The 22,898-nt window shown below is 63.7% G+C and carries 15 protein-coding genes and 1 pseudogene; 7 read left to right on the top strand and 9 right to left on the bottom strand.

Annotation, left to right across the window (positions count from 1 at the left end):
- The coding region (locus K288_RS0121825; RefSeq protein ID WP_027580940.1) for an IS5 family transposase at positions 1-284 on the bottom strand (284 nt) is incomplete at its 3' end.
- 208 nt (positions 285-492) lie between these two features.
- On the opposite strand from K288_RS0121825, the gene K288_RS0121830 reads away from it, so the two are divergent.
- Positions 493-915, top strand: a complete 423-nt coding sequence (locus K288_RS0121830) for a Rap1a/Tai family immunity protein (RefSeq protein ID WP_027581480.1) — start codon at positions 493-495, stop codon at positions 913-915.
- 99 nt (positions 916-1,014) lie between these two features.
- Here K288_RS0121830 and K288_RS0121835 read toward each other — a convergent pair whose 3' ends face one another.
- The 5 genes and pseudogenes from K288_RS0121835 to K288_RS46180 form a co-directional block, all read right to left on the bottom strand.
- Entirely contained in the window at positions 1,015-1,596 is a 582-nt protein-coding gene (locus tag K288_RS0121835; RefSeq protein WP_027581481.1) for a TetR/AcrR family transcriptional regulator, read from the bottom strand.
- Positions 1,597-1,599: 3 nt separating this feature from the next.
- Positions 1,600-3,066, bottom strand: a complete 1,467-nt coding sequence (locus tag K288_RS0121840) for an amidase family protein (RefSeq protein ID WP_027581482.1) — start codon at positions 3,064-3,066, stop codon at positions 1,600-1,602.
- A 388-nt stretch (positions 3,067-3,454) separates the two neighbouring features.
- A complete protein-coding gene (locus K288_RS0121845; protein WP_027581483.1) occupies positions 3,455-4,513 on the bottom strand; it encodes a transglycosylase SLT domain-containing protein in 1,059 nt (352 codons plus the stop codon).
- 129 nt (positions 4,514-4,642) lie between these two features.
- The gene (locus K288_RS0121850) at positions 4,643-4,912 is read right to left on the bottom strand and encodes an amidase family protein (protein WP_027581484.1); all 270 of its coding nucleotides are present in this window, start codon (positions 4,910-4,912) and stop codon (positions 4,643-4,645) included.
- 460 nt (positions 4,913-5,372) lie between these two features.
- A pseudogene (locus K288_RS46180) lies at positions 5,373-6,266 on the bottom strand (adenylate/guanylate cyclase domain-containing protein); the annotation flags it as partial.
- A gap of 995 nt (positions 6,267-7,261) precedes the next feature.
- Here K288_RS46180 and K288_RS0121860 point away from each other — a divergent pair.
- From K288_RS0121860 to K288_RS0121870, 3 genes are all read left to right on the top strand, one after another.
- A complete protein-coding gene (locus K288_RS0121860) occupies positions 7,262-8,635 on the top strand; it encodes a cation-efflux pump (protein ID WP_027581485.1) in 1,374 nt (457 codons plus the stop codon).
- A 194-nt stretch (positions 8,636-8,829) separates the two neighbouring features.
- Positions 8,830-11,145 carry an ATP-binding protein gene (locus K288_RS0121865; protein WP_027581486.1) on the top strand — a complete coding sequence of 772 codons (2,316 nt, stop codon included), beginning with the start codon at positions 8,830-8,832 and terminating at the stop codon, positions 11,143-11,145.
- A 246-nt stretch (positions 11,146-11,391) separates the two neighbouring features.
- On the top strand, positions 11,392-12,816 hold the full coding sequence (locus K288_RS0121870) for an FAD-binding oxidoreductase (protein ID WP_027581487.1): 1,425 nt from the start codon (positions 11,392-11,394) through the stop codon (positions 12,814-12,816).
- A gap of 116 nt (positions 12,817-12,932) precedes the next feature.
- Here K288_RS0121870 and mdoH read toward each other — a convergent pair whose 3' ends face one another.
- The 3 genes from mdoH to K288_RS0121885 all read right to left on the bottom strand — a co-directional run bounded on the left by mdoH (position 12,933) and on the right by K288_RS0121885 (position 17,745).
- Positions 12,933-15,071 carry a glucans biosynthesis glucosyltransferase MdoH gene (gene mdoH / locus K288_RS0121875; protein WP_027581488.1) on the bottom strand — a complete coding sequence of 713 codons (2,139 nt, stop codon included), beginning with the start codon at positions 15,069-15,071 and terminating at the stop codon, positions 12,933-12,935.
- Entirely contained in the window at positions 15,059-16,528 is a 1,470-nt protein-coding gene (locus K288_RS0121880; protein WP_244443211.1) for a glucan biosynthesis protein G, read from the bottom strand. Before K288_RS0121880 ends, mdoH begins: the two co-directional genes overlap by 13 nt.
- A 302-nt stretch (positions 16,529-16,830) precedes the next feature.
- Entirely contained in the window at positions 16,831-17,745 is a 915-nt protein-coding gene (locus K288_RS0121885; protein ID WP_027581490.1) for a LysR family transcriptional regulator, read from the bottom strand.
- 236 nt (positions 17,746-17,981) lie between these two features.
- On the opposite strand from K288_RS0121885, the gene K288_RS0121890 reads away from it, so the two are divergent.
- Genes K288_RS0121890 through fdhF form a run of 3 tightly spaced genes read left to right on the top strand, consistent with a single transcriptional unit; the run spans position 17,982 to position 22,898 of the window.
- Positions 17,982-18,458, top strand: coding sequence for a formate dehydrogenase subunit gamma (locus K288_RS0121890; protein ID WP_027581491.1), 477 nt, complete (start codon positions 17,982-17,984; stop codon positions 18,456-18,458).
- Positions 18,455-20,011, top strand: coding sequence for an NADH-quinone oxidoreductase subunit NuoF (locus tag K288_RS0121895; protein ID WP_027581492.1), 1,557 nt, complete (start codon positions 18,455-18,457; stop codon positions 20,009-20,011). The genes K288_RS0121890 and K288_RS0121895 overlap by 4 nt, the downstream gene beginning before the upstream one ends.
- Before the next feature lie 10 nt (positions 20,012-20,021).
- The gene (fdhF, locus tag K288_RS0121900; protein WP_027581493.1) at positions 20,022-22,898 is read left to right on the top strand and encodes a formate dehydrogenase subunit alpha; all 2,877 of its coding nucleotides are present in this window, start codon (positions 20,022-20,024) and stop codon (positions 22,896-22,898) included.

Genomic DNA, 22,898 nt, shown 5'->3' on the forward strand with positions numbered 1-22,898 from the left:
ATCAGGTATTCGAAGTCCGGATCATCCGCCAGCGCTTCGAACATACCTAGCCAGACCCCCTTGGCGCTCCACCGGCTGAAACGTCGGAAGACGCTGTTCCATTCGCCGAACGCTTCGGGCAGATCACGCCACGGCGAACCGGTTCGCACGATCCATAACACGCCCTCGACAAACATCCGGTTGTCGCGGCCTGTCGAACCACGCTGGTCCGGCCGACCGATGATCAAGCCGGAGATACGGTCCCATTGCCTGTCGCTCAGAACGAGCCGATCCGTAACGCCCAAGGCTTCCTCCTAAAAGAAAGCCTTGAATCACGTTCCATCTGATTTGAGAATCCCAAGAGTCCACACAGCCTAGCGTCGCCCGCACTTGGAGGCGATGGATCAGACTCTTGTTTTGAGCTAAGCCGTTCGAGCCGCCTCGAACGGCGCGGGCGGCTTCACTACGGCAAATCAAGTGCGCGTAAGCTATTGCGCCGGTTCGGGGACGCTAATGCGGGTCTATGTCATTGTTGCCGGCCTGGTCCTTTCGATGATCGGAGGGGCAAGCGCCACGGTTGTCGATAAGGGAACCGATGCGCAGAAATCTTGCGAGCTGCTTGTTCAGAGCTCGTTTCGCAATCAGGACGACGCTCGGTCGGCCGGCGCATGTGAGGGAATGATCGAGACTGCAATGATCTTTTCACCAAATCTGCCAGCTAACATACGTGCCTGCCCCCCCGCGCAAGGCAGCATCTTGCAGGGCGCCAAGGTCTTTCTGCGGTACCTTGGTAACAATCCGGATCGAGCGAAAGAACCGGGGCTCACCGTCGCTATCGAATCATTCAGAGATGCCTGGCCCTGCCAGGGGGACGACGCCGAGTCATCCACCAGGGCGGGACCAAAAAAGCGCGCACCGACAAAACCAAAACAATAAAAAGGGCTCTCTGACTGCGGCCAACAGGTAGCGGCCACTAAGCGGTGAGCGGCTTTTCGGACCCAGGTGGATTGGGCCTTGTTCTCCGCCCCTCCCAATTTAGGGAGGCGGCGTTCGCGCCAGGTGCAGCGCAGCCTCGACGCCGCCTTCCAGGATCTGCTCCGCCTGGGCAGCGTCCGGAACGGCCCGCGCGAACTGAAGGGTGCCCACCATGAGGCCGAAAATGGCCGTCGCGCGGCGTCTGCTGGCGGCCGAACCGGCATCTGGAAGCAGTGCGGCCAGCGTCGAAACGTAGCTTCGCAGCGCCTCCTCGTAGGCCCGCCGGGTGGCCAGGGGCTGGCGGGCGATTTCCGGGAGCAACGCCGCCGAAGGGCACCCCGCTGCCGGGTTCTTGAGGTGGGCGCGGTTCAGGTAGCTCCGGATCGCGCCTTCGAGGTCGAGGCCTCTCTGCTGATCCTCATCGAGGCGATGTTGCTGGTCGGCGAGCGCGCTCGCCAGCGCCTCGCGAACGAGCGCCTCCTTGGACTCGAAGTGGGGAGAGAATGCCCCTTTGGTCAGGCCGGCCTCACCCATGATTCCGCCGATCCCAGCGGCGGACACGCCGTCTCGGCGGATGCACTTCGACGCCACATCGACGATGTGCCGTCGCGTCGCCGCCTTATGACCCTTCTCGAAACGCATCGTTCAGCCTGCTGACAAGACGCCTTCGATGCGGCGTGCAAGGTGCAAAAGCGCCCGGTCGCTCCCCAAGGGGGCGTCCAGCTCAAGGCCGATCGGGAGGCCGCCGCGCGACAGGCCCACCGGAAGGCTGATGCCCGGCAGACCCACGCTGCTCGCCGACACGGTATGATTCGCCAGGGTGAGGTGGCTGACCTCCCGCCCCGCGATATGAAAGCTCGCCTGCTGTTCGATCAAAGGCGCCGTGCAGGGCGTCGTCGGCTGCAGGATGGCCTGCGCTCCGTGGGCAACGAACGCCCTGTCGAGCCGGCGCTGGATTTCCGGGCGGCTGACGGCCAGCGCGGTCTGATAGGCCTCGGCGGAGATAGCGCCTCCGCCTCCCGGTAGGGCCACGTGCTTCCACACCTCCCGAAGCTCGGGCTTGAGGCCCTCGTAGATCGCCTCGAACGTGGTCGGGATGTCGTGGTTGCGAAGGAACTCGGAAATCGCGCCCATCGTCTCATGGAAGAAGATGCTCCATGTCGCAGTCTGAGTGAGGGCACCGAAGTCGTCGCCCAAGTCGTCGCCTAAGTCCACCTCCACGATCTCGGCGCCGGCCTCCCGCAGCCGCCGCACCACCTCGCGGAAGCGCGCCTCGACCTCCGGGTCGACCAGATCGAGAAATTGCCGCGGCGCGTAGGCCAGCCGGGCTCCCTTTACATCGTATCCGCGCCCGGGCGGCTCCGCGGCCTGCTCACCGGTCACGACCTGATCCACGAGAGCGCAATCCTCGACGCTGCGGGCGAACACGCCCGTCGTGTCGAGCGTATGGGAGATCGGCGCGACGCCATTGCGCGGCCATCGCCCGGTCGTCGGCTTGAACCCCACCACGCCACAGAGCGATGCGGGCACCCGGATCGATCCGACGGTATCGCCCCCGAGCGACGCGGGCACGATGTTGGCGGCCACGGATGCGGCGGAGCCGCTCGAGGAGCCGCCCGACACGCGATCGCGGGCGTGCGGGTTCTTCACCTGGCCATAGCGCGCGTTGTGACCGGTCAAACCGTAGGACATCTCCACGAGGTTGTTCTTGCCGAAGACCAGAGCGCCCGCGTCCTTGATGGCGCGGACAGCATCCGCGTCTTCCCGCGGCACGAAGTGAGCGAGACCGTCGAGACCCAGGCTCGTGGGCAGCCCTTTCGTCAGATAGCTGTCCTTCACCCCAAGCGGCACGCCCAGGAGCGGCGCCGCCGCCCCAGCCGCACGCGCCTTGTCCGCATCCCGCGCGGCCGCGAGCACGGCGGTCTCGTCGATGGTGATGAAGGCATTGAGCTCGGCAAGCGCTCCGGCACGCTGCAGAAGCGCCGTGGTGTAGGTCTCCGACGTGATGTCGCCGTGACGAATCGCGGCTGCAGCGGCTGCGAGCCCAAGCGAGCTGAGATCCGCGGTATCTCGCGATGCGATGCGGCGTGAAGTGGCGATCGTGTCGTCCATGAAATCCTCGAAGAGCTGAAAACCGGCATCTCACGGCCGCGAACGGCGGCACAGGTCTATGTCATTACGATCATCATATAAAATTACGATCGTAATTCAATAGGAACCTTCGCGGAGATGTGGCGTCGCCGGACACATAAAGGTGAGACGCCAGCAGCAACGGCCAAGCGGTGGCGGAGGTGCACACGGAGATATGGCCACCTAAGCACGCGAATTCTCGCTCTTGCGTAGCGGCCGCTAGGCAGTGAGCGGCTTTTCGGACCAGGGCGGATGGGGCCGTGTCCTCATTAACCCGCAGGTGCAACGCAGCGAAGCGATGTCGGCTTTGCCCCGAAAGCGAGCCGGTCACCTTTTGACAGCGAAACGACGTGTGGGCAGTCTCAAACCGTCATTTCGAGCGTTCGGCCGCTGCCAGCGTTGGCGCTGGATAGCGGGCATAGAAGGTGTCGACGCGGTCCCGCCACATCGCCACGAACGCGGCCGAGGTGAGGCGATCGACCGACTTCCATTCGCGTTTGACCGCCGGCAGCGTGTTGCCCCAGATGGCGCGCTTGCACCATCGCTCGCCCTTCGCCGAGCCCTCCTGGGTTGCGCACATCGACTTCCAGGCAATCCGCTGCGGATGGCTGAGGTGCTCGGCGGCTCCTTCCCAGCCCTGTTGGTGGATCAGATAGAGATTGGCGAACGTCAGCTCCATGTGCGTTACTGCTTCGAATAGCGCAGCCTCGGAGAGGAACTTGTAGGCGGCAGCCATCGCGTTGTCGCGAGGATTGAGGATGTCGCCCGATCCGTATTTACCGAACTCAGACTTGCTCAGCTGGAACAGACCGATATAGGAGCCGGTGCGTTGCCTGGGATCGAAATCGGATTCGATTTTGGCGACCGCCTTCATGAAATTGGCATCGACATCGAACGCCTTGGCCGCGCGTTCGATCTCCTGGACCGGCGTTCCGAGCGGAACGTCGCTAAATGCCGCGAGAGCGATCTTCGCGGGTTTTTCCGGCGGCGGAATTTCCGAGTAAACGTAGTACTTCAGATACGGCAGTGCGCCTTCGTCCGGATTGGGCGAAGCAGGCGGACGGCCCTGTCGTAGCGTTCCCTCGTTCTCGGGCGGCGCAGCCTCAAGGCTGGCACTGGCGTGCAACGTTCGTCCTTGCGGCAGCGAACTGGTCACATCGGACGGCAGCGGCGCGGCGCTGAATCCCTCCGCAACAATCGCATTAGCCGATGATCTTGTATCGAGTTTCGCCTTGAGGACCGGGGCCGGCAACGCTGCCAGGGCGTTTGTCAGGACCCTCGTCACATCAAGCGGGACGGCGCTGAATGCATCAGCAACTCTCGCATTCGGCGTTGCGACGCTCGGGAGCGATACCGCGATTTGACAAATCGCGGCAAGCGACGTCGCGATCAGCGCGCCGGCAACATAGCTTGCTTGCCAAATCTTCAATGTCGCCAGCCGCGCGGCCGCGGTTTCCCCATACAATTCCGACTGCAGATCCCCGATCTTGGTGCGCAGATTAAGGGGACAAATGGGGCGCACCTGTGGCGCAGGTGCGGCCTGTCTCGGCCGCGTCGCCTAAATTGGCGTTGCGGTTTTGATACACCTCCCGCCGAGGGACAGGACAGACGCCATGTCCGCGTCTTCCCACGGCGCAAAATGGTCGAGACCGTCGAGACCCGGGCTCGTGGGCAGCCCTTTCGTCAGATAGCTGTCCTTCACCCTGAGCGGCAGACCCAGCAGCGGCGCCGCCGACCCGGCCGCACGCGCTTTGTCCGCGTCCTTCGCGGCCGGCAGGCTGAGCTCATGACCTCTGCTTCGGGACTGCGGCCAGCACGTAGCAGCCAATAAGTAAGCGGCTTTTCAGCCAGGCGGATTGCGTCGTGTTCTCGTGAACCCGCGGCGGAACGCAGCGAAGCGATGTCAGCTTTGCCCCTACGGCGACGCGGTTACCTTTTGAGAGCGAAACGACGCGGTGGGCAACTCCGGACACATGCACTGCAGCTCACAGCGTCCTTATTCTATCATCTCGTCGGCGATGGAGAGCACCTTTCGGGAGCAACTGGGGAAGGCCGGATGCTCTTTCCACGCGAATGCATCAGGGGTGATCCGCGTCGGGCGTGTCTCGCGCCATCGCCGGAAGTGAGAACGCGATCAAGCCCGTGACCACCAAGAAGGTTCTCATGTGAGTCTCCTGCACCGTGATGTAATTTCGCGCGTTGCGACAAGTTCTAGCGCCCCTCACGGCAGCGGATCTCAGGGCGCTCGGCGTCAAACGCGTTCGGGAGGGACGCACGGTCCCGCGCCCAATGACGAATGCGCCAGGCATTTGCGCGAGATCGGTCATCAAATCGGTCGTGAGACCGTCGGAGAAATAGTCCAGCTCCGGATCGTTGTTGAGGTTTGCGAACGGCAGTACGACGATAGATAAGCGGGGAGCGATGTCGGGCCGGGCCGCCGCCTCCCGCTGCGTCTCTTGTCCGACGTGAAAAACGTGGGTGGGGCTGGTGGTCCAGACATTCCAATAACCGACGAGGCCAACCGCCCCGACAGCGGCGACCGACGCGAGCGCCGCGCCGGCAAGCTTCAAAACGCCCCGGACTTGACCCAGCAAGCCGCCAGCGCCAGCGGATAGCGGTTTCTCCGGTACCACCTTCTGGGCTTCCGACAGCTTTGCGCGCCAGACACGTATCGGCTCGGCGATGTTTTTCAGCGCCTGTGGCCCCATGTCTTCGAACGCAATATCGACCTTGCCGCAAACCTGATCGTAGGCGGAAGACGAGATGCAAGTGCCGCCTGGCTCCGCTATGCCTTCAAGGCGAGCCGCAATATTCACGCCGTCGCCGAAGATGTCATGCGGCTCGACGATGACGTCGCCTATGTTGATGCCCACGCGAAAAAGAACGCGTTTGCCTTCCGCGTCATTCTTCTGGAGATCGCCAACAGCGCTTTGGAAGCGCACGGCCGCTCGAACTGCCTGAACCGCGCTCGGAAACTCGGCTAAGAACCCGTCGCCGGTGTTCTTGACAATGCGGCCTCCGTGCTCTGCCACTGTCGGCTTGATATGATCTGCGAGGAGCGCCGTGAGACGCGCGTGCGTGGCTTCTTCGTCGTCGTGCGTGAGCCGCGAATAGCCCGCGACGTCGGCGGCCACGATCGCCGACAGCCTGCGTCCGCTCGGAACTCGCCGCTTTCCACCCATGGCGCGAAAGCCTCAACTGGGAAAGTGTACGACAAATCTAGCCGCCGCAATTTTGCTGCTCAGTAGTTGCCTGTTCAATATACTACCGAAGGGCGCGCTAACATGATTGGCTTTGCCGTGAACTTACTCAAGTTAGAATTTCGTAATGACGCACCCCACCAATGCGGCCAATCGCGCGACTGCGGAACGTCACCGTTCGGTGAAAAGAGTTTGTTGAGCTGACCCGAACAGGTGGCACACAGTCCCCCGTCATTGCGAGGAGCGTAGCGACGAAGCAATCCACACCTCCACGCGTGGAGCTATGGATTGCTTCGCTGCGCTCGCAATGACGATGTGGATGCCTTGGGTGCGACAAATCAACCCGACGAGCAAATCAGCAAAAACCTGTCCAGTCCGCGTGGAAAAAATATTTCTGTTTTTCCGAAATGCAAATCAGTCTATTAATCCGCGCGTCTCACCCGATTGAGGGGCGCTTCGCGGTCGTCACGAGTGTTGCGGTGGGATGCGGTGGACGCGGATTGCGCAACGGACGAGTGCGCATGAGGCGGACGGCGAAGTCGTGTGGTCCTGACGCCCCGACGCTGGCGTCAAGTCCGTGAGAAGCCAACGCCTCTCACGGGCGACGGTGGCAAGAAGCCCGGTCTCACCGGGGAGAGCACGATATAAGCCGTAAAACCATTGCGCAGGGAATGCCGGAGTGTCTCCGCTGAACCTGTATGCTCGTGTGCGCTTCTTTGTGCACTTATGCACACGAGACCGCGGGTGCAGCGCGCACCCGGCGTTCCCTGCGCCCTCTTGGGCGAATGATTTTGCAAAGCTCGGGTGAAACGCGCCGCGAGAATGTGGACCTGCATCTGAAATGTGTCTGGTGAACTCACGCAAAACATTTTCTGGATTCGGAATAATTCGCAACACGCCTGCTGTTGCGAGTGAGTGGCGATTGCGTGTCGTGAACGACACTTGATGTTCACCAACGCCCTGCTACACCGCAGCCCATGAGTGCTCACAACGTCAAATCCTCGGTCGCAGCGATCTCGGTGCTTGCCAGCGGCAGCATGGCCGTGGCGAAGTTCGTCGTCGGGATTGCGATCGGCTCGCTGGCGCTGATCTCGGAAGCCCTGCACTCCTCGATCGACCTGGTCGCAACCATCATCACCTGGGCGGTGGTGCGGGTATCCGACCTGCCGGCGGACGAAGAGCATCACTATGGCCACGGCAAGCTCGAAAGCGTCTCCGCGCTCGGCATCATCGCGCTGCTCTACGTGCTCGCGGGCGGTATCCTGGTCGAGGCCTATAGCCGGCTGCGCGAAGGCGCGCCGCCGCCGTCGATCTCCGCGATCCCGTTCGTGGTCCTCATCATCGACATCGTCGTCAACCTGTGGCGGGCGCGGGCGCTGCATCGTGCGGCACGCGACACCAAGAGCCAGGCGCTCGCGGCCGACGCACTGCATTTCGCCTCCGACGTGATGGGTTCCTTTGCCGTCATCATCGGCCTCCTGCTGGCCGGCCTCGGCTTCTGGTGGGGCGACGCCGCCGCTGCCATCGCCGTCGCCGTCATGATCGCGCTGCTTGGCCTGCGGATGGCTCGCTCGACCGTGGAGACGCTGACCGACCGGGCGCCGGAAGGCGCGTTCGAGAAAGCAACCGTGGCGATCCGGAACGTGCCCGGTGTCCTCGAAGTCGAGCGGCTGCGCGTGCGCATGGTCGGTCCGACCTATTTCATCGACGCCATCGCCAAGGTGCCGCGCACCATTCCGATCGACCGTGTCGAAGAGATCAAGCGCCGGGCCCAGGCCGCGGTCACCGAGGTGCTCGGCGATGCCGATCTCACCTTCACCGCGGTGCCGGTCGCACGCGACAATGAGAGCGTGCGCGAGCGCATCATGGTGATCGCGCGCAATTCCGGGCTTGCGATCCATCACGTCACCGTGCACGCGCTCGACGAGAAGCTGATCGTCAGCATCGACCTCGAAGTCGATGGCGAGATGGAGCTCATCGCGGCCCATGCCATTGCCCACGATCTCGAACGCGCGATCCGCGAGGACTTCGGCGAAGACGTCGAGGTCGACACCCATATCGAGCCGCTCGAGCCGGAACTGCCGTGGGGCAGCGACGCCGCGCCTGATCGCGTCGAGACCATCAGGGAAGCTTTGACGCGCTTTGCCGCCGACGGCCCGATCCATGACATCCACAATGTGCGCGTCCGCGATTCCGACGCCGGCGAGATCGTCAACTTCCATTGCCGTGCGGCGCCGTCGATGAGCGTCATCAAGGTGCATGAGGGAGTCGACGCGATCGAGCGCGCCCTGCGCCGCGCCTTCCCCAGCATCAAGCGCGTCATCAGCCACGCCGAGCCGCCGCATAGGTAGGAACACCTCGGCGTTCTCGTTTCGGACTCGGTTCGCGAGCTTCGATTCTTCCTTGGACAAGAATTATTTCGCATTAACGAATCGTTGACTCTCGACACACCGGAAAAACTGGATTCAAATCACATTGATTCGGGAGCGACGTGGGGTTGCCTTCCGAACAGTGTGCAAATCAGACTGCGGTGGGGGTCTAGGGCATGACGCGTGCGCATGCGGCGAACGTGTGCGTCCAATCCGATTCGATCAAGGGATTGGCGCAATCGATCGCGAAACCTGACTACCACAGGCTCTTGACCGCAGAGCCTGCGCTGCGCCGGGCTGTGCCCACGCTCATCATCGCCTTCCTGATCACGATCTGCCTCGGCGCCTTCGTCCAGGTGGTCGACCAGAACCGGCAGAAGCGCGCCGCCCTGAAACGCGACCTCGCCGCCCTCTCCGATATCCTCGCCGAGCGGCTCGATCGCCTGACGTCGAGCCGCCGCGAACGCCTTGGCAATATCGAGCAGTTGCAGAGCCTGCTGCCTGATCTCATTCCGTCCTGGGGCATCGCCAGGGGCCGCCACATCGTCGTCACCAGCGCCGATCACCGCATGCTCGCTCGCGCCCCGATCGACGGGCTCGGCGAGAACGACCGGGTGCTCGACATCGTCTCCACCGCGCAACTGCTCGCCGCTCCGAGCCAGCAGGGCCTCCTCGCCGACATGATCCTGCCGAATGGCGACGGTGCACTGGCCGTCTCGGTTCTCGTGAAATCGCTGCCCGGCCAGGTGATCGTGATCCAGGAGATGAACGAGCCGATCTGGGGATCGGACGCCGCGCTCTCGGTCACGCTCTCGGCGACCACGGGCTTCGTCGTGCTGATCCTCGGCTTCGCCTTCCATTGGCAGTCGACCCGCGCCCGCGAGGGCGATCTGATCAATGACGCCGTGCGCGGCCGGATCGACACCGCGCTCAACCGCGGCCGCTGCGGGCTGTGGGACTGGGACCTCTCGCGCGGCCGCATCTTCTGGTCGCAGTCGATGTTCACCCTGCTCGGCCTTGAATCCCGCAACGACCTGCTCACCTTCGGCGAGGTCAACGCGCTGGTGAAATCCGACGACATCGATCTGTTCGACATCGCCGACCAGCTCATCTCCGGCAAGATCGCCCACATCGACCAGTCGTTCCGCATGCAGCATACCGAGGGCCACTGGATCTGGCTGCGCGTGCGCTGCGAGCTCAGCCACCCGTCGGCCGACGGCGGTCTGCACCTGATCGGGATCGCGGTCGACATCACCGAGCAGAAGAGCCTTGCCGAGAAGACGGTGGAAGCGGACCTGCGGCTGCGCGACGCCATCGAGACCATTCCGGAAGCCTTCGTGCTGTGGGACGCCGAGGACCGCCTCGTGCTCTGCAACTCGCACTTCCAGCGCTTGCACAAGCTGCCGGATTCGGCCGTCGCCCCCGGCACCTCCTACGAGACCGTGATCGAGGTCGGCAGCATGCCGGAGGTGCGCACGCGGCTGCACGAGGCCGGCGTGCCGATGCCTGGCGCGCGCACCTTCGAGGCGCAGCTCGACGACGGGAAGTGGCTGCATATCTCCGAGCGCCGCACCAAGGACGGCGGTTACGTCTCCGTCGGCACCGACATCACCCGCATCAAGGCGCATGAGCAGAAGCTCGTCGACAACGATCTGCGCCTGCGCGCCAGCGTCATCGACCTGAAGCGCTCGCAGGCCGAGCTCGAGCGGCAGGCGATCGAGCTTGTCGATCTCGCGGAGAAATATTCGCAGGAGAAGACCCGCGCCGAGGAGGCTAACGCCGCCAAGTCGAAATTCCTCGCCAATATGAGCCACGAGCTGCGCACGCCGCTGAACGCGATCATCGGCTTCTCCGAGATCATGGGCAGCGGCATGTTCGGCGCGCTCGGTTCGGACAAGTACCAGGAATATTGCCACGACATCCTCACCAGCGGCAAATACCTGCTCGACGTCATCAACGACATCCTCGACATGTCGAAGATCGAGGCCGGGCGTATGAAGCTCGACCTTGAGCCGCTCGATCTGTCGAGGACGCTCGCGGAATCGCTGCGGGTGGTCTCCGGACGCGCCCAGGCCAAGAAGCTGACACTCGATGCCGACATCGAACGCGCGATTCCGGTGGTGGCCGACCGCCGCGCGATCAAGCAGATCGTCGTCAACCTGCTCTCCAATGCGGTGAAGTTCACGCCCGACAATGGCCGGGTGATCGTGCGCAGCCAGGTGCTGGACGATCGCATCGTGATGCTGATCGCCGACACCGGCATCGGCATCGCACAGGACTCGCTGCAGCGCCTCGGCAAGCCGTTCGAGCAGGTCGAGAGCCAGCTCACCAAGACCTACCAGGGCTCGGGCCTCGGCCTTGCGATCGCACGCTCGCTGACCAGCCTGCACGGCGGCTCGATGAAGCTGCGCTCGAAGCTCGGCGTCGGCACCGTGGTCCGCATCGCCCTGCCGCGCGACGCCTTCGCGGCGAGGATGCGGGCGGCAGCGTAAAGATTTACGCGTTCATCGCCGATCCATCGCTACGCCTGTAACGAAGGCGACGGCGCGGGCACTGACCACGCGATCAAAATAGTCGGCGATCGCGCCGCGCTATCTCATCCTGGTCTCATGAATTCATCATGACTTGTCCGATGGCGTTTCCTACCGATGCCCCCCGCGCGCATGACGTGCGACGGGAGCCGCGGAGCGGAGCAAGACCGCAAGTGGTCGACCCCCAACTGGAAACGGAGCTTCAAGATGACGGACCTGACCATTCGAACACTTGACGGGTCGACTAAAGCCTTTGCGCCGGACACGATTGCAGCCTTGCGTGGAAAGCTTCGTGGCGCAGTCGCGCTACCTGGAGAAGATGGCTATGACGCCGCCCGCAGCGTCTGGAATGCCATGATCGACCGGCGTCCTGGTCTCGTGGTGCGCTGCCTGGGTGCTGCTGACGTCATCAATGTCGTCAAACTCGCCCGCGACGAACAGCTGCTGCTTGCCGTGCGCAGCGGGGGTCACAACATCGCCGGCAACGCGGTATGCGAAGGCGGCCTTCTGATCGATCTCTCCTTGATGAAATCGGTGCGCATCGATCCGGCATCGCGCACAGCGCGGGTTGAGCCCGGCGCCACGCTGGCCGACTTCGACAAGGAGGCACAAGGCTTCGCGCTCGCCGCGCCGCTTGGCGTTAACTCCACCACGGGAGTTGCAGGCCTCACGCTCGGCGGAGGCTTCGGCTGGACCACGCGCAAGTTCGGCCTGACTATCGACAATCTCATCTCCGCCGACGTGGTCACTGCCGACGCCAGGCTGGTCCACGCCAGCGAAGAGGAGAACCAGGACCTGTTCTGGGCATTGCGCGGCGGCGGCGGCAATTTCGGTGTCGTGACGTCCTTCGAGTTCAGGCTGCATCCACTGGGGCCGGAGGTGCTGTCGGGTCTGATCGTGCACCCCCTCGACGAGGCCGGTGAGCTGCTATCTCGATATCGCCGCATCGCCAAAGAGGCGCCGGACGAACTCACAACCTGGGCCGTGATGCGCAAGGCGCCGCCGCTTCCCTTCCTGCCCGCCGAATGGCACGGCAAGGAAGTGCTCATCTTTGCGGCTTGCTATAGCGGCGACATGAAAGATGGCTACGAGGCGATCAAGCCCCTGCGCGAGCTGGGCAAGGCCATAGCCGACGTTATCACTCCTCAGCCGTTCACCGCCTGGCAGACGGCGTTCGATCCTCTGTTGACGCCCGGCGCGCGCAACTACTGGAAGAGCCACGACTTCGCCGATCTTCCGGATGCCGCGATCAAAGCGATCGTCGACGCAGTGCGTACGTTGCCGTCGCCTGAATGCGAGGTATTTATCGCCCACGTCGGTGGAGCCATGGCTCGTGTCGCTCCTGACGCCACTGCGTGGCCGAACCGAAATGCACACTTCGTCATGAATGCGCATACCCGTTGGCGCGACAAGGCCCAGGATGCGGCCTGCGTCGCATGGGCTCGTCGGCTGTACGACGCCACGGCCTCCTTCGCCTCGGGCAGCGTCTACGTCAATTTTATGCCCGAGGATGAAAATGACCGGGTGGCGAACGCGTATGGCGCGAACTATCGCCGCCTGGCTAAGATCAAGCGCCGTTACGACCCTCAAAACCTGTTCCGGATGAACCAGAATATCCAGCCGGATAAGTGAGGCCTTCGGATGCGATTGAGTAAAAGAGTATCAGAACGATACCCTTCTGGCGGCACGCCTTGTGGCCCGATGGATTCCGGGCTCGTCCTTCGGACGACCCGGAATGACGCGGCGCTTCAAGCGGCTTTTTCCGGGGCCAGCTTCAGGACATTTTCCAGCAAGGCCTGGTCGTTCAACACCGCCAGAGTCTCGCGGGTGGTGAGGGAGGCGACCGCCTGCTCGAAGGTGTCGCTCGCTTCGATGCGGGCGCGGGCTGTTGCCAGGTGCGGGTCGATTTCCTCCGGTCGCCGGCGCTTCGGCGGGGCAAGCGAGCGGAGATGCTGCTTCAGGAACGGCGGATCGCGTTGCAATTCGACCAGCGCACGGCCGCGATCAAGCGGAGGTGATGCCGCCAACTCGTTCGCGCGGGTCAGCACCGCCGGCGGCGCGACCTCCTCGGGTGTCGCAAACAGCGCCTTCATCCGCGGCGTCGCCGTATAGGCGCCGATCGGAATCGCAAACAACAGACCGACGATGACCGGCGACATCCACAACAGCAACGGCAGGGAGACGGCGTAGGCGCTCGCGGCCATCAGCACGCCGAAGGCCGTGGGTACTCCGTATTTGCGGTAGAGCTCGCGTCGCTCGACCGACCCGTCGTCGCGGCGCTGCGTCTGCCATCCGGCGTCACGGCCAATCAGGATCTCGACCACCGCGATCGATTGGAACACCATCATCGCGGGCGCGATCATGGCGGAGATCAACACTTCGACGATGACGCCAAGGAAAGCGCGAATGGCACCGCCGAACCGCCGTCGCGTTTCCCGCTGCGTCAACAGCAACAGGAAGCCGAGCAGTTTCGGCACGATCAGAAGCGCCATGGTGGCGCCGAACACCCAGGCCGCAAGGACGGGGTCCTGCGCCGGCCAGTTGGGAAACAGCGAAAACCCCTTTGGAAAATATTCGGGGCGGACGAAGCGGGCCTGCAGCGAGATCAGTATGCCGAGCAGCAGGAACGTGAACCAGAGCGGCGCAGTGATATAGGAACCGATCCCGGTCATGAAATGCAGGCGCGAAATCCAGTGCAGTCCGCGCGTCGGCAACACGGCGAGATGCTGCAGATTTCCCTGGCACCATCGCCGGTCGCGCGCCGCGAAATCCAGTAGCGAAGGCGGCACTTCCTCAAAACTGCCGCCGAGCGTCGGCGCCATGTAGATGCCCCAGCCGGAGCGCCGCATCAGCGCGGCCTCGACAAAGTCGTGGCTCAGAATATGTCCGCCGAACGGCTTTCGCCCGTGCAACTCCGGCAGCCCGGCAGCTTCGGCGAAGGCCTCCACCCTGATGATGGCGTTGTGTCCCCAATAGTTGCCTTCGGAGCCGTGCCACCAGGCCACGCCCGCTGCGATCATCGGCCCATAGAGCCGGCCGGCAAATTGCTGCAGGCGGCTGAACAGGCTTCGCGCATTGACGATGATCGGCAACGTCTGGAGCAACGCGGCCGCAGGATTCGCCTCCATCGCATGAACCATCCGTACCATCGTGTCGCCCGTCATCAGGCTGTCGGCATCGAGGACGATCATGAACTGATAGCCGCTCCCGAAGCGGGAGACCCAATCGGCGATGTTGCCGGATTTGCGCGCGACGTTGTTGGCGCGGTGACGGTAGTAGAGCCGATCGGAACCGCAGGCTCGCCGCAATTTCAGGAAAGCGCGCTCCTCGGCGATCCAGATATCGGGATCGGTGGTGTCGCTCAGCACAAACCAATCGAAGTGCTCGCCATGCCCGGTCGCCTCAACGGACTCGTAGATCGCGCGCAGCCGAGCCATCAACTGGCTTTCGTTTTCGTTGTAGGTCGGCAGCAGCACTGCCGTCCGGCTCGCGATTTCGGGTAAGGCGCCGCTGGCGGCGATCTGCAGTGCGTTCCCTCCTCGGCCGAGCAGGACGAAAAAGCCCGCAAGCGCGGAGGCGAACGAGAAGCCGATCCAGGCGAGCAACGCCACGAACAGCGCGAGCACCATCCATTCCAGGACGGTCACGCCTCCGACTTCGAGCACCTTGTACATCTCGTAGGCGCCAGCGCCAGTGAGTGCGATGGCGGCCGCAAGCACAAATGCCCGCCGCAGCCACATGGCCGATGCCACCGGCACAGGCCGCCGCGTCGCGTGCGGCGCGCGACCGAAGTCGGATGTGATCATTTCGAGCGGATATTCGCGTGGCAGGAACCCGTCGGTCGGCGCGTCCGGCGTCAGCGGCGACGTCGTCGCTACGGAGCCCATCGATAGACCCACACTTCGGAAAGAGGCTTATCGTCTTGCACCAGCAAGGCTCGAAGCTCGATGGGCGTATCCTTCTTCACCGCGCATTGGAAGCTGAGCCGCCATCCACCCGCGTCAGGATTTGGCTGCGTGACGATGTTGGTGATTTCGGACTTTTCGGCGCTCACGACGCCCTTGATGCTGTTGGGATCGACGCTCTTCAGGTTGTCGCCGACCAGATCCAGCACGAACAATTTGCTGTCCTCGCCGCGCGCGCCGACGCCGGTGCGCACAAAGCGGGCGAGCGAATGAGCTTTGGGCGCATCCGGCCCCCAATGCAGACGATAGGTGAGATTGTTTTCGCTCTTCGCCTTCAGCGGCGCCTTGGGCCGCCAGAACGCTGCAATGTTGTCGTGGATTTCCTCCTTGGTCGGGATCTCGATCAGCACGACGCCGCCCTCGCCCCAATCGCCGATCGGTTCGACCCAAAGGCTCGGCCGCGCTTCGAAACGCGACTCGATATCCTCGTACGCGGCGAACCTCTTCTCGCGCTGCATCAGCCCGAAGCCGCGTGGATTGAGGTCCTGGAAGGTGCTGACCTGAAGATCCCGCGGATTGCTCAGGGGACGCCAAAGGCTTTCACCCTTGCCGTTGAAAATGGCGAGCCCGTCGGAATCATGCACCGAGGGGCGAAAATCGTCGACATCGTTGTGATCATTGGGACCGAAGAAGAACATGCTGGTCATCGGCGCCAGGCCCGCGTGCTCGAGATCGACCCGCGGATAAAGCGCCATCTCGACATCGAACACGGTGGTCTCGCCGGGCCGCAAGGTGAAGCGGTAGCTCGCGGTGCAACTCTTGCTGTCGAGCAGCGCGTGGATGACGAGCGAGGTCGCGTTGGCTGCGGGGCGCTCCAGCCAGAACGCCTTGAAGTAGGGAAATTCCTCTCCCTTCGCCTCGCCGGTATCGATCGACAATCCCCGCGCCGACAATCCGTAGGTTTCACCCTTGGCGACGGCACGGAAATAGCTCGCGCCGAGGAAAACGGAGACCTCATCAAAATAGTCGGGCTTGTTGATCGGCGCATGGATGCGAAAGCCGGCATAGCCGAGATCATCAGCGGCGAACGCCGGCACATTGTCGCCGAACGAAAAGTCCTCCTTGCGATAGCGGATTTCGTTGGCCTGGCCGTCGACGACCTCGAAGATGTTGACCTTGTTCTTGTAGAAGAAGCCGCGGTGAAAGAACTGCGCCTGGAACGGCAGCTTGTCGGCGCGCCAGAGCGCGCGCTCCGGCAGGAAGCGGATCGAGCGATATTGGTCGTAGTTCAGATCTTTCAGCTCTGCGGGCAGCTTTTCGTCGGGCGCCTCGAACGATTTGCTCGCGAGGCTGCGCGCGAGTTCCCGAACGGTGGATGGACCAAACGGAACAGTCGCGACCGCGTCGGTTCCCGGAAACAGCACGAGTGTCGGCAGCACTGCCGAGCCTTGCAGTAGCTGGCGACGATTCACGAGAGCTCCTCAGCGTTTGGTCCAGGCGCCGCATGGAAACAGCCGAGCCGTCGGCAAGTTCCACGAATGCCGCAACCGCGCCTAAAGATTCCCTTCAGACGATCTCCACTCCGTCGTTTTGGGAAAGTTTGGCATCCAGCCGTCGCACGGCCACGAAAATGTCCCGAACCCGTCAACAACGTGAACGGCAGTTTCAGGCAGTAGCAAACTGCCCACGCAGCGTCGTGGCTCACCGCCATCTTTCGCAAGCAAGGGCGGCGGCGCGTTGGTCACGCGCTATGATTTGGAGATATCGACTCCAGCGTCGGGGCGACTTCGCGCGCGACCTGGACCAGGGCCGCGATCAAAGGGGTCATCGGGTCGCGCTGCGGGATCACCAGGCCGATGCTGTAGTTCACCACAGGGTCGACGATCGGAATGCTGCGCACGGCGTCGGCGAGGCCGAGTGTCTCCGCGAGTTTTGCCGGCATCACGCTTGCCCAGCGCCCCGTCTTTACGTGGGTGTAGAGAACGAGCAGCGAGTTCGAAGTCAGCGTCGGCGTTGCTTCCGCGCCGACCGAACGAAGTGCGCGATCGATGATGCGGCGGTTCTGCATGTCGGGCGTCAGCAGGCAGAGCGGCACCTGGCCGACCTCTTTCCACGTGACGGTGTCGCGATCGCCGAACATGGCGTCGGGTGATGTCAGCAACCGGTAGCTCTCGTTATAGAGGCGGATGGTGCGAACCTTGCCGATCGGCTCGTTCTCGATATAGGTCAGCCCGGCATCGACCTCGAGGTTCTCCAGGAGGCCCAGCACGTCGGACGAGGTGCAGGACTGGATGCGGAAACGCACGTCGGGATGACGGGCGCGGAACGGCGTGGTGAGCGAAGCCACCATGCCGAGCACAGTCGGGATCGCCGCGATCCGGATTTCGCCGGAGAGCTTGTGCCTCAGCCCGTTGATCTCCTCCCGCATCGCGCGGGCATCGCCGACAATACGCCGCGCCCAATCGAGCGCACGCTCGCCCTCGGGCGTAAAGCCCTGGAAGCGGGAGCCGCGCTGCACCAGCATCACGCCGAGGAGATCTTCGAGCTGCTTAAGGCTCGTCGACATCGTCGGCTGGGTGACGCCGCAGGCCTCCGCGGCGCGGCCGAAATGTCGCTCCTTTGCGAGTGCCAACAGGAGTTCAAGTTTGTCGATCAAGAAGGCCTCATCAGCTCTGGCATGCCACTTCGAATATAACGATCACAGCCGGGACGAACACGCAAAAAGCCGTACCCCACAAGGTGTTCCGCTACCAATTCTATTTCTATATTGACCGATTTCATATCCCAATCGATCGCTGTTCACGATCGCAGCATGAGACAGCTTTATTGATATCTGGATCGATTCCAACTCTCATAGGAGCGACAGAAAATCCTCCGATTTGAGAAGCATGGATGACATCGGCCTACGAACCCTGGAACGAAGCGCGCGGCGCCGAGATCATCGCTGAGCACGCCAAGCTCGAAGGCGCGACGCTGGTGATCCTGCACGCCCTGCAGGAAGCCTTCGGCTACGTGCCCGAGCCCGCTATCCCGATGGTCGCTTCCGCGCTCAATTTGTCGCGCGCCGAGGTTCATGGCGTGTTCACCTTCTATCATGATTTCCGCAAGGCGCCCGCGGGCCGCCATGTGCTGAAGCTCTGCCGCGCGGAGGCCTGCCAGGCCGCTGGCGGCGATGCGCTGGCCGCGCGCGCGGAAGCCAAGCTCGGCGTTGCGCTCGGCAACACCACGGCCGATGAGCGCGTGACGCTGGAGCCGATCTACTGCCTCGGCCTCTGTGCCACCGCGCCATCAGCGATGCTGGATGGCCGCGTGGTCGGGCGGCTCGATGAAGCGCGCCTCGATGCGCTGGTGAAGGAGGCGCAGCGATGACGATGCGACTCTTTGTCCCCCGCGATGCCGGCGCGGTCGCCGTCGGCGCCGATGAGGTCGTAACCGCGCTGGAGCTCGCCGCCGAGAAGCGCGGCTTACGAATCGAGATCATCAGGACCGGCTCACGCGGGCTCTATTGGCTGGAGCCGATGGTCGAGGTCGCAACAGCAGCGGGCCGGGTCGCGTTCGGACCGGTGAGCGCCATGGACGCAGCTTCCTTGCTCGATGCGATGACAGCCGACGCGCCGCATCCGCTGCGGCTGGGCGTCACCGACGACATCCCCTGGCTCAAGCGGCAGACCCGCCTGACCTTCGCGCGCTGCGGCGTTGTCGATCCCCGCTCGGTCGAGGACTATCGCGCCCATGGCGGCTACAGGGGCCTGGAGCGGGCGCTGACGCTGTCCTCCGACGAGATCCTTGCCGACGTCACCGCCTCCGGCCTGCGCGGCCGCGGCGGCGCCGGCTTTCCGACCGGCATCAAGTGGAAGACGGTCGCGCAGGCCAGCGCAGATCAGAAATACATCGTCTGCAACGCCGATGAAGGCGACAGCGGCACCTTCGCCGACCGCATGATCATGGAAGGCGATCCCTTTGTCGTGATCGAGGGGATGACGATCGCCGGCGTCACGGTCGGCGCCACCAAGGGCTACATCTACATCCGCTCCGAATATCCGCATGCGGTCGAGGCGATGAATGCCGCGATCGCGGCGGCCGGGCGTGCCGGCTATCTCGGCGCGCGCATCGGCGGTTCCGCACATAGTTTCGATCTCGAGGTGCGCGTCGGCGCCGGCGCCTATGTCTGCGGCGAAGAGACTTCGCTGCTCGAAAGTCTCGAAGGCCGCCGCGGCATCGTGCGCGCCAAGCCGCCGCTGCCCGCACACAAGGGCCTGTTCGGGCGGCCGACAGTGATCAACAACGTGCTGTCGTTCGCCGCGATCCCGTTCATCCTCGACAATGGCGCCAAGGCTTACGCGGATTTCGGCATGGGCCGCTCGCGCGGCACGATGCCGATCCAGCTTGCCGGCAATGTGAAACATGGCGGCCTGTTCGAGACTGCGTTCGGCATCACGCTCGGCGAGCTTGTCGACGAAATCGGCGGCGGCTCCTTCACCGGCCGTCCGGTGCGCGCGGTGCAAGTGGGTGGCCCCCTGGGCGCCTACTTCCCGCGCGCTCTCTTTGATACGCCGTTCGACTATGAGGCCTTCGCCGCACGCGACGGATTGATCGGCCATGGCGGCATCGTCGTGTTCGACGACAGCGTCGATATGGCGAAGCAAGCCCGATTTGCGATGGAATTCTGCGCGATCGAATCCTGCGGCAAGTGCACGCCGTGCCGGATCGGCTCGACCCGTGGCGTGGAGACCATCGAGAAGATCATGCGCGGCGAGCGCGTGCTCGAAAACCTCGCCCTCGTCGAGGACCTCTGCAACACCATGAAGTTCGGCTCGCTCTGCGCGCTCGGGGGCTTTACGCCCTACCCCGTGCTGAGTGCGCTCAGGCATTTCCGGGATGATTTCGGCCCGGCACCGGCCCGCTTAGAGGCCGCGGAATAGGAGAATCGTCATGTCATTGATCGAGGAAGCCGACTTCGGCACGCCGCGCTCCAAATCGGAGACGATGGTCACGCTGACCATCGACGGCAAGCCCATCACGGTGCCCGAGGGCACCTCCATCATGCGCGCGGCGATGGACGCAGGTCACCAGATCCCAAAACTCTGCGCGACCGACATGGTCGACGCCTTCGGCTCCTGCCGCCTGTGCCTGGTCGAGATCGAGGGACGCGCCGGCACGCCGGCCTCCTGCACCACGCCAGTGGCGCCCGGCCTGGTGGTTCACACCCAGACCGACCGGTTGAAGAAGCTGCGCAAGGGCGTGATGGAGCTCTACATCTCCGACCATCCGCTGGACTGCCTGACCTGCGCCGCCAACGGTGATTGCGAATTGCAGGACATGGCAGGCGCGGTCGGCCTGCGCGACGTGCGCTACGGCTATGAGGGCGACAACCACGTGTTCGCCAAGTCCGATGGCGCGGTCAATCCGGCCTGGATGTCGAAGGACGAGTCCAATCCCTACTTCACTTACGATCCCTCGAAATGCATCGTCTGCTCGCGCTGCGTCCGCGCCTGCGAGGAGGTGCAAGGCACGTTTGCGCTGACGATCGCCGGCCGTGGCTTCGACAGCCGCGTCTCGCCCGGCATGAGCGAAAGCTTCCTCGGCTCCGAATGCGTCTCCTGCGGCGCCTGCGTGCAGGCCTGCCCGACCGCGACGCTGACGGAAAAGTCCGTGATCGAGATCGGTCAGCCCGAGCATTCCGTGGTGACCACCTGTGCCTATTGCGGCGTGGGCTGCGCCTTCAAGGCCGAGATGCGCGGCGAGGAAGTCGTGCGCATGGTGCCGTACAAGGACGGCAAGGCCAATCGCGGCCACTCCTGCGTCAAGGGCCGCTTTGCCTGGGGCTATACCAATCACAAGGAACGCATCCTGAAGCCGATGATCCGCGAGCGGATCGAGGATCCCTGGCGCGAAGTATCGTGGGACGAGGCGTTCTCGTTTGCCGCCGCGAAGTTCAAGGGCATCCAGCAGAAATACGGCCGCGACGCGGTCGGCGGCATCACGTCGTCCCGCTGCACCAATGAAGAGACCTATCTGGTGCAGAAATTGATCCGCGCCGGCTTCGGCAACAACAATGTCGATACCTGCGCCCGCGTCTGCCACTCGCCGACCGGCTACGGCCTATCGCAAACCTTCGGCACCTCGGCCGGCACGCAGGATTTCGACTCCGTCGAGGAGACCGACGTCGTGATCGTGATCGGGGCCAACCCCGCTTCGGCCCATCCTGTGTTCGCCTCGCGGCTGAAGAAGCGGCTGCGGCAGGGCGCCAAATTGATCGTGATCGATCCGCGGCGCACCGAGATGGTGGAAGCCCCTCACCTCAAGGCGCTGCACCTGCCGCTGATGCCAGGCACCAACGTGATGGTCATGACCGCGTTGGCGCATGTCATCGTCACCGAGGGACTCGTCAACGAAACTTTCGTGCGCGAGCGCTGCGACTGGAGCGAGTTCGAGGAATGGGCCGCGTTCGTCGCACAGCCGAACAACAGCCCGGAAGCGACCGCGATCCTGACCGGCGTCGATCCGAAGGCCCTGCGCGAGGCGGCGCGCATCTACGCCACCGGCGGCAATGGCGCGATCTATTACGGGCTCGGCGTCACCGAGCATAGCCAGGGCTCGACCACGGTGATCGCAATCGCCAACCTCGCGATGGTGACCGGCAATATCGGCCGCCCCGGCGTCGGCGTGAACCCGCTGCGCGGACAGAACAACGTGCAGGGCTCCTGCGACATGGGCTCGTTCCCGCACGAGCTGCCGGGCTACCGCCACATCTCGACGGATGCGGTGCGCGACCAGTTCGAGGCGATGTGGAACGTGACGCTCAACCCGGAGCCGGGCCTGCGCATCCCCAACATGTTCGACGCCGCGATCGAGGGCACCTTCATGGGCCTCTATGTGCAGGGCGAGGACATCCTGCAGTCCGATCCCAACACAAGCCACGTGGTGGCGGCGCTGTCTTCGATGGAATGCGTGATCGTGCACGATCTCTTCCTGAACGAGACCGCGAATTACGCCCACGTCTTCCTGCCGGGCTCGAGCTTCCTGGAGAAGGACGGCACCTTCACCAATGCCGAGCGTCGTATCCAGCGCGTGCGCAAGGTGATGACGCCGAAGAACGGCATGGCCGACTGGGAAGTGACGATCGCGCTCGCCAAGGCGATGGGCTTCGAGATGAACTACAGCCATCCCTCCGAGATCATGGACGAGATCGCGGCGCTGACCCCGACCTTTGCCGGCGTCTCCTATGCCAAGCTCGACGAGCTCGGCTCGGTGCAGTGGCCCTGCAACGAGAAGGCGCCAGAGGGAACGCCAGTGATGCATATTAACGGCTTCGTCCGCGGCAAGGGCAAGTTCATCGTCACCGAATATCTCGCGACCGACGAGCGCACCGGCCCACGCTTTCCGCTGCTGCTCACCACGGGCCGCATCCTCAGCCAGTACAATGTCGGCGCGCAGACCCGCCGCACCGAGAATGTGGTCTGGCACAGCGAGGACCGGCTGGAGATGCATCCGCACGATGCCGAGCAGCGCGGCGTGCGCGACGGTGACTGGGTGCGGCTCAAGAGCCGCGCCGGCGAGACCACGCTGCGCGCGCTCATCACCGATCGCGTCGCGCCGGGCGTGGTCTACACCACGTTCCACCATCCGGACACGCAGGCCAATGTGATCACCACCGACTATTCGGACTGGGCGACCAACTGTCCGGAATACAAGGTCACCGCGGTCCAGGTCTCGCCGTCCAACGGTCCGTCCGACTGGCAGAAGGCCTATGACGCGCAGGCGAAGCATTCGCGCCGGATCGCGCCGGTCGTGGAAGCCGCGGAGTGA

Origin of the sequence: Bradyrhizobium sp. Ai1a-2, assembly GCF_000426245.1 — a bacterium.
GTDB lineage: Bacteria > Pseudomonadota > Alphaproteobacteria > Rhizobiales > Xanthobacteraceae > Bradyrhizobium.

What these genes read in the sequence shown, in the direction of transcription:
- K288_RS0121830 (WP_027581480.1), top strand. Translation starts at nt 493, where the DNA reads ATGCGGGTCTATGTCATTGTTGCCGGCCTGGTCCTTTCGATGATCGGA.
- K288_RS0121835 (WP_027581481.1), bottom strand. Translation starts at nt 1,596, where the DNA reads ATGCGTTTCGAGAAGGGTCATAAGGCGGCGACGCGACGGCACATCGTC.
- K288_RS0121840 (WP_027581482.1), bottom strand. Translation starts at nt 3,066, where the DNA reads ATGGACGACACGATCGCCACTTCACGCCGCATCGCATCGCGAGATACC.
- K288_RS0121860 (WP_027581485.1), top strand. Translation starts at nt 7,262, where the DNA reads ATGAGTGCTCACAACGTCAAATCCTCGGTCGCAGCGATCTCGGTGCTT.
- K288_RS0121865 (WP_027581486.1), top strand. Translation starts at nt 8,830, where the DNA reads ATGACGCGTGCGCATGCGGCGAACGTGTGCGTCCAATCCGATTCGATC.
- K288_RS0121870 (WP_027581487.1), top strand. Translation starts at nt 11,392, where the DNA reads ATGACGGACCTGACCATTCGAACACTTGACGGGTCGACTAAAGCCTTT.
- mdoH (WP_027581488.1), bottom strand. Translation starts at nt 15,071, where the DNA reads ATGGGCTCCGTAGCGACGACGTCGCCGCTGACGCCGGACGCGCCGACC.
- K288_RS0121890 (WP_027581491.1), top strand. Translation starts at nt 17,982, where the DNA reads ATGACATCGGCCTACGAACCCTGGAACGAAGCGCGCGGCGCCGAGATC.
- K288_RS0121895 (WP_027581492.1), top strand. Translation starts at nt 18,455, where the DNA reads ATGACGATGCGACTCTTTGTCCCCCGCGATGCCGGCGCGGTCGCCGTC.
- fdhF (WP_027581493.1), top strand. Translation starts at nt 20,022, where the DNA reads ATGTCATTGATCGAGGAAGCCGACTTCGGCACGCCGCGCTCCAAATCG.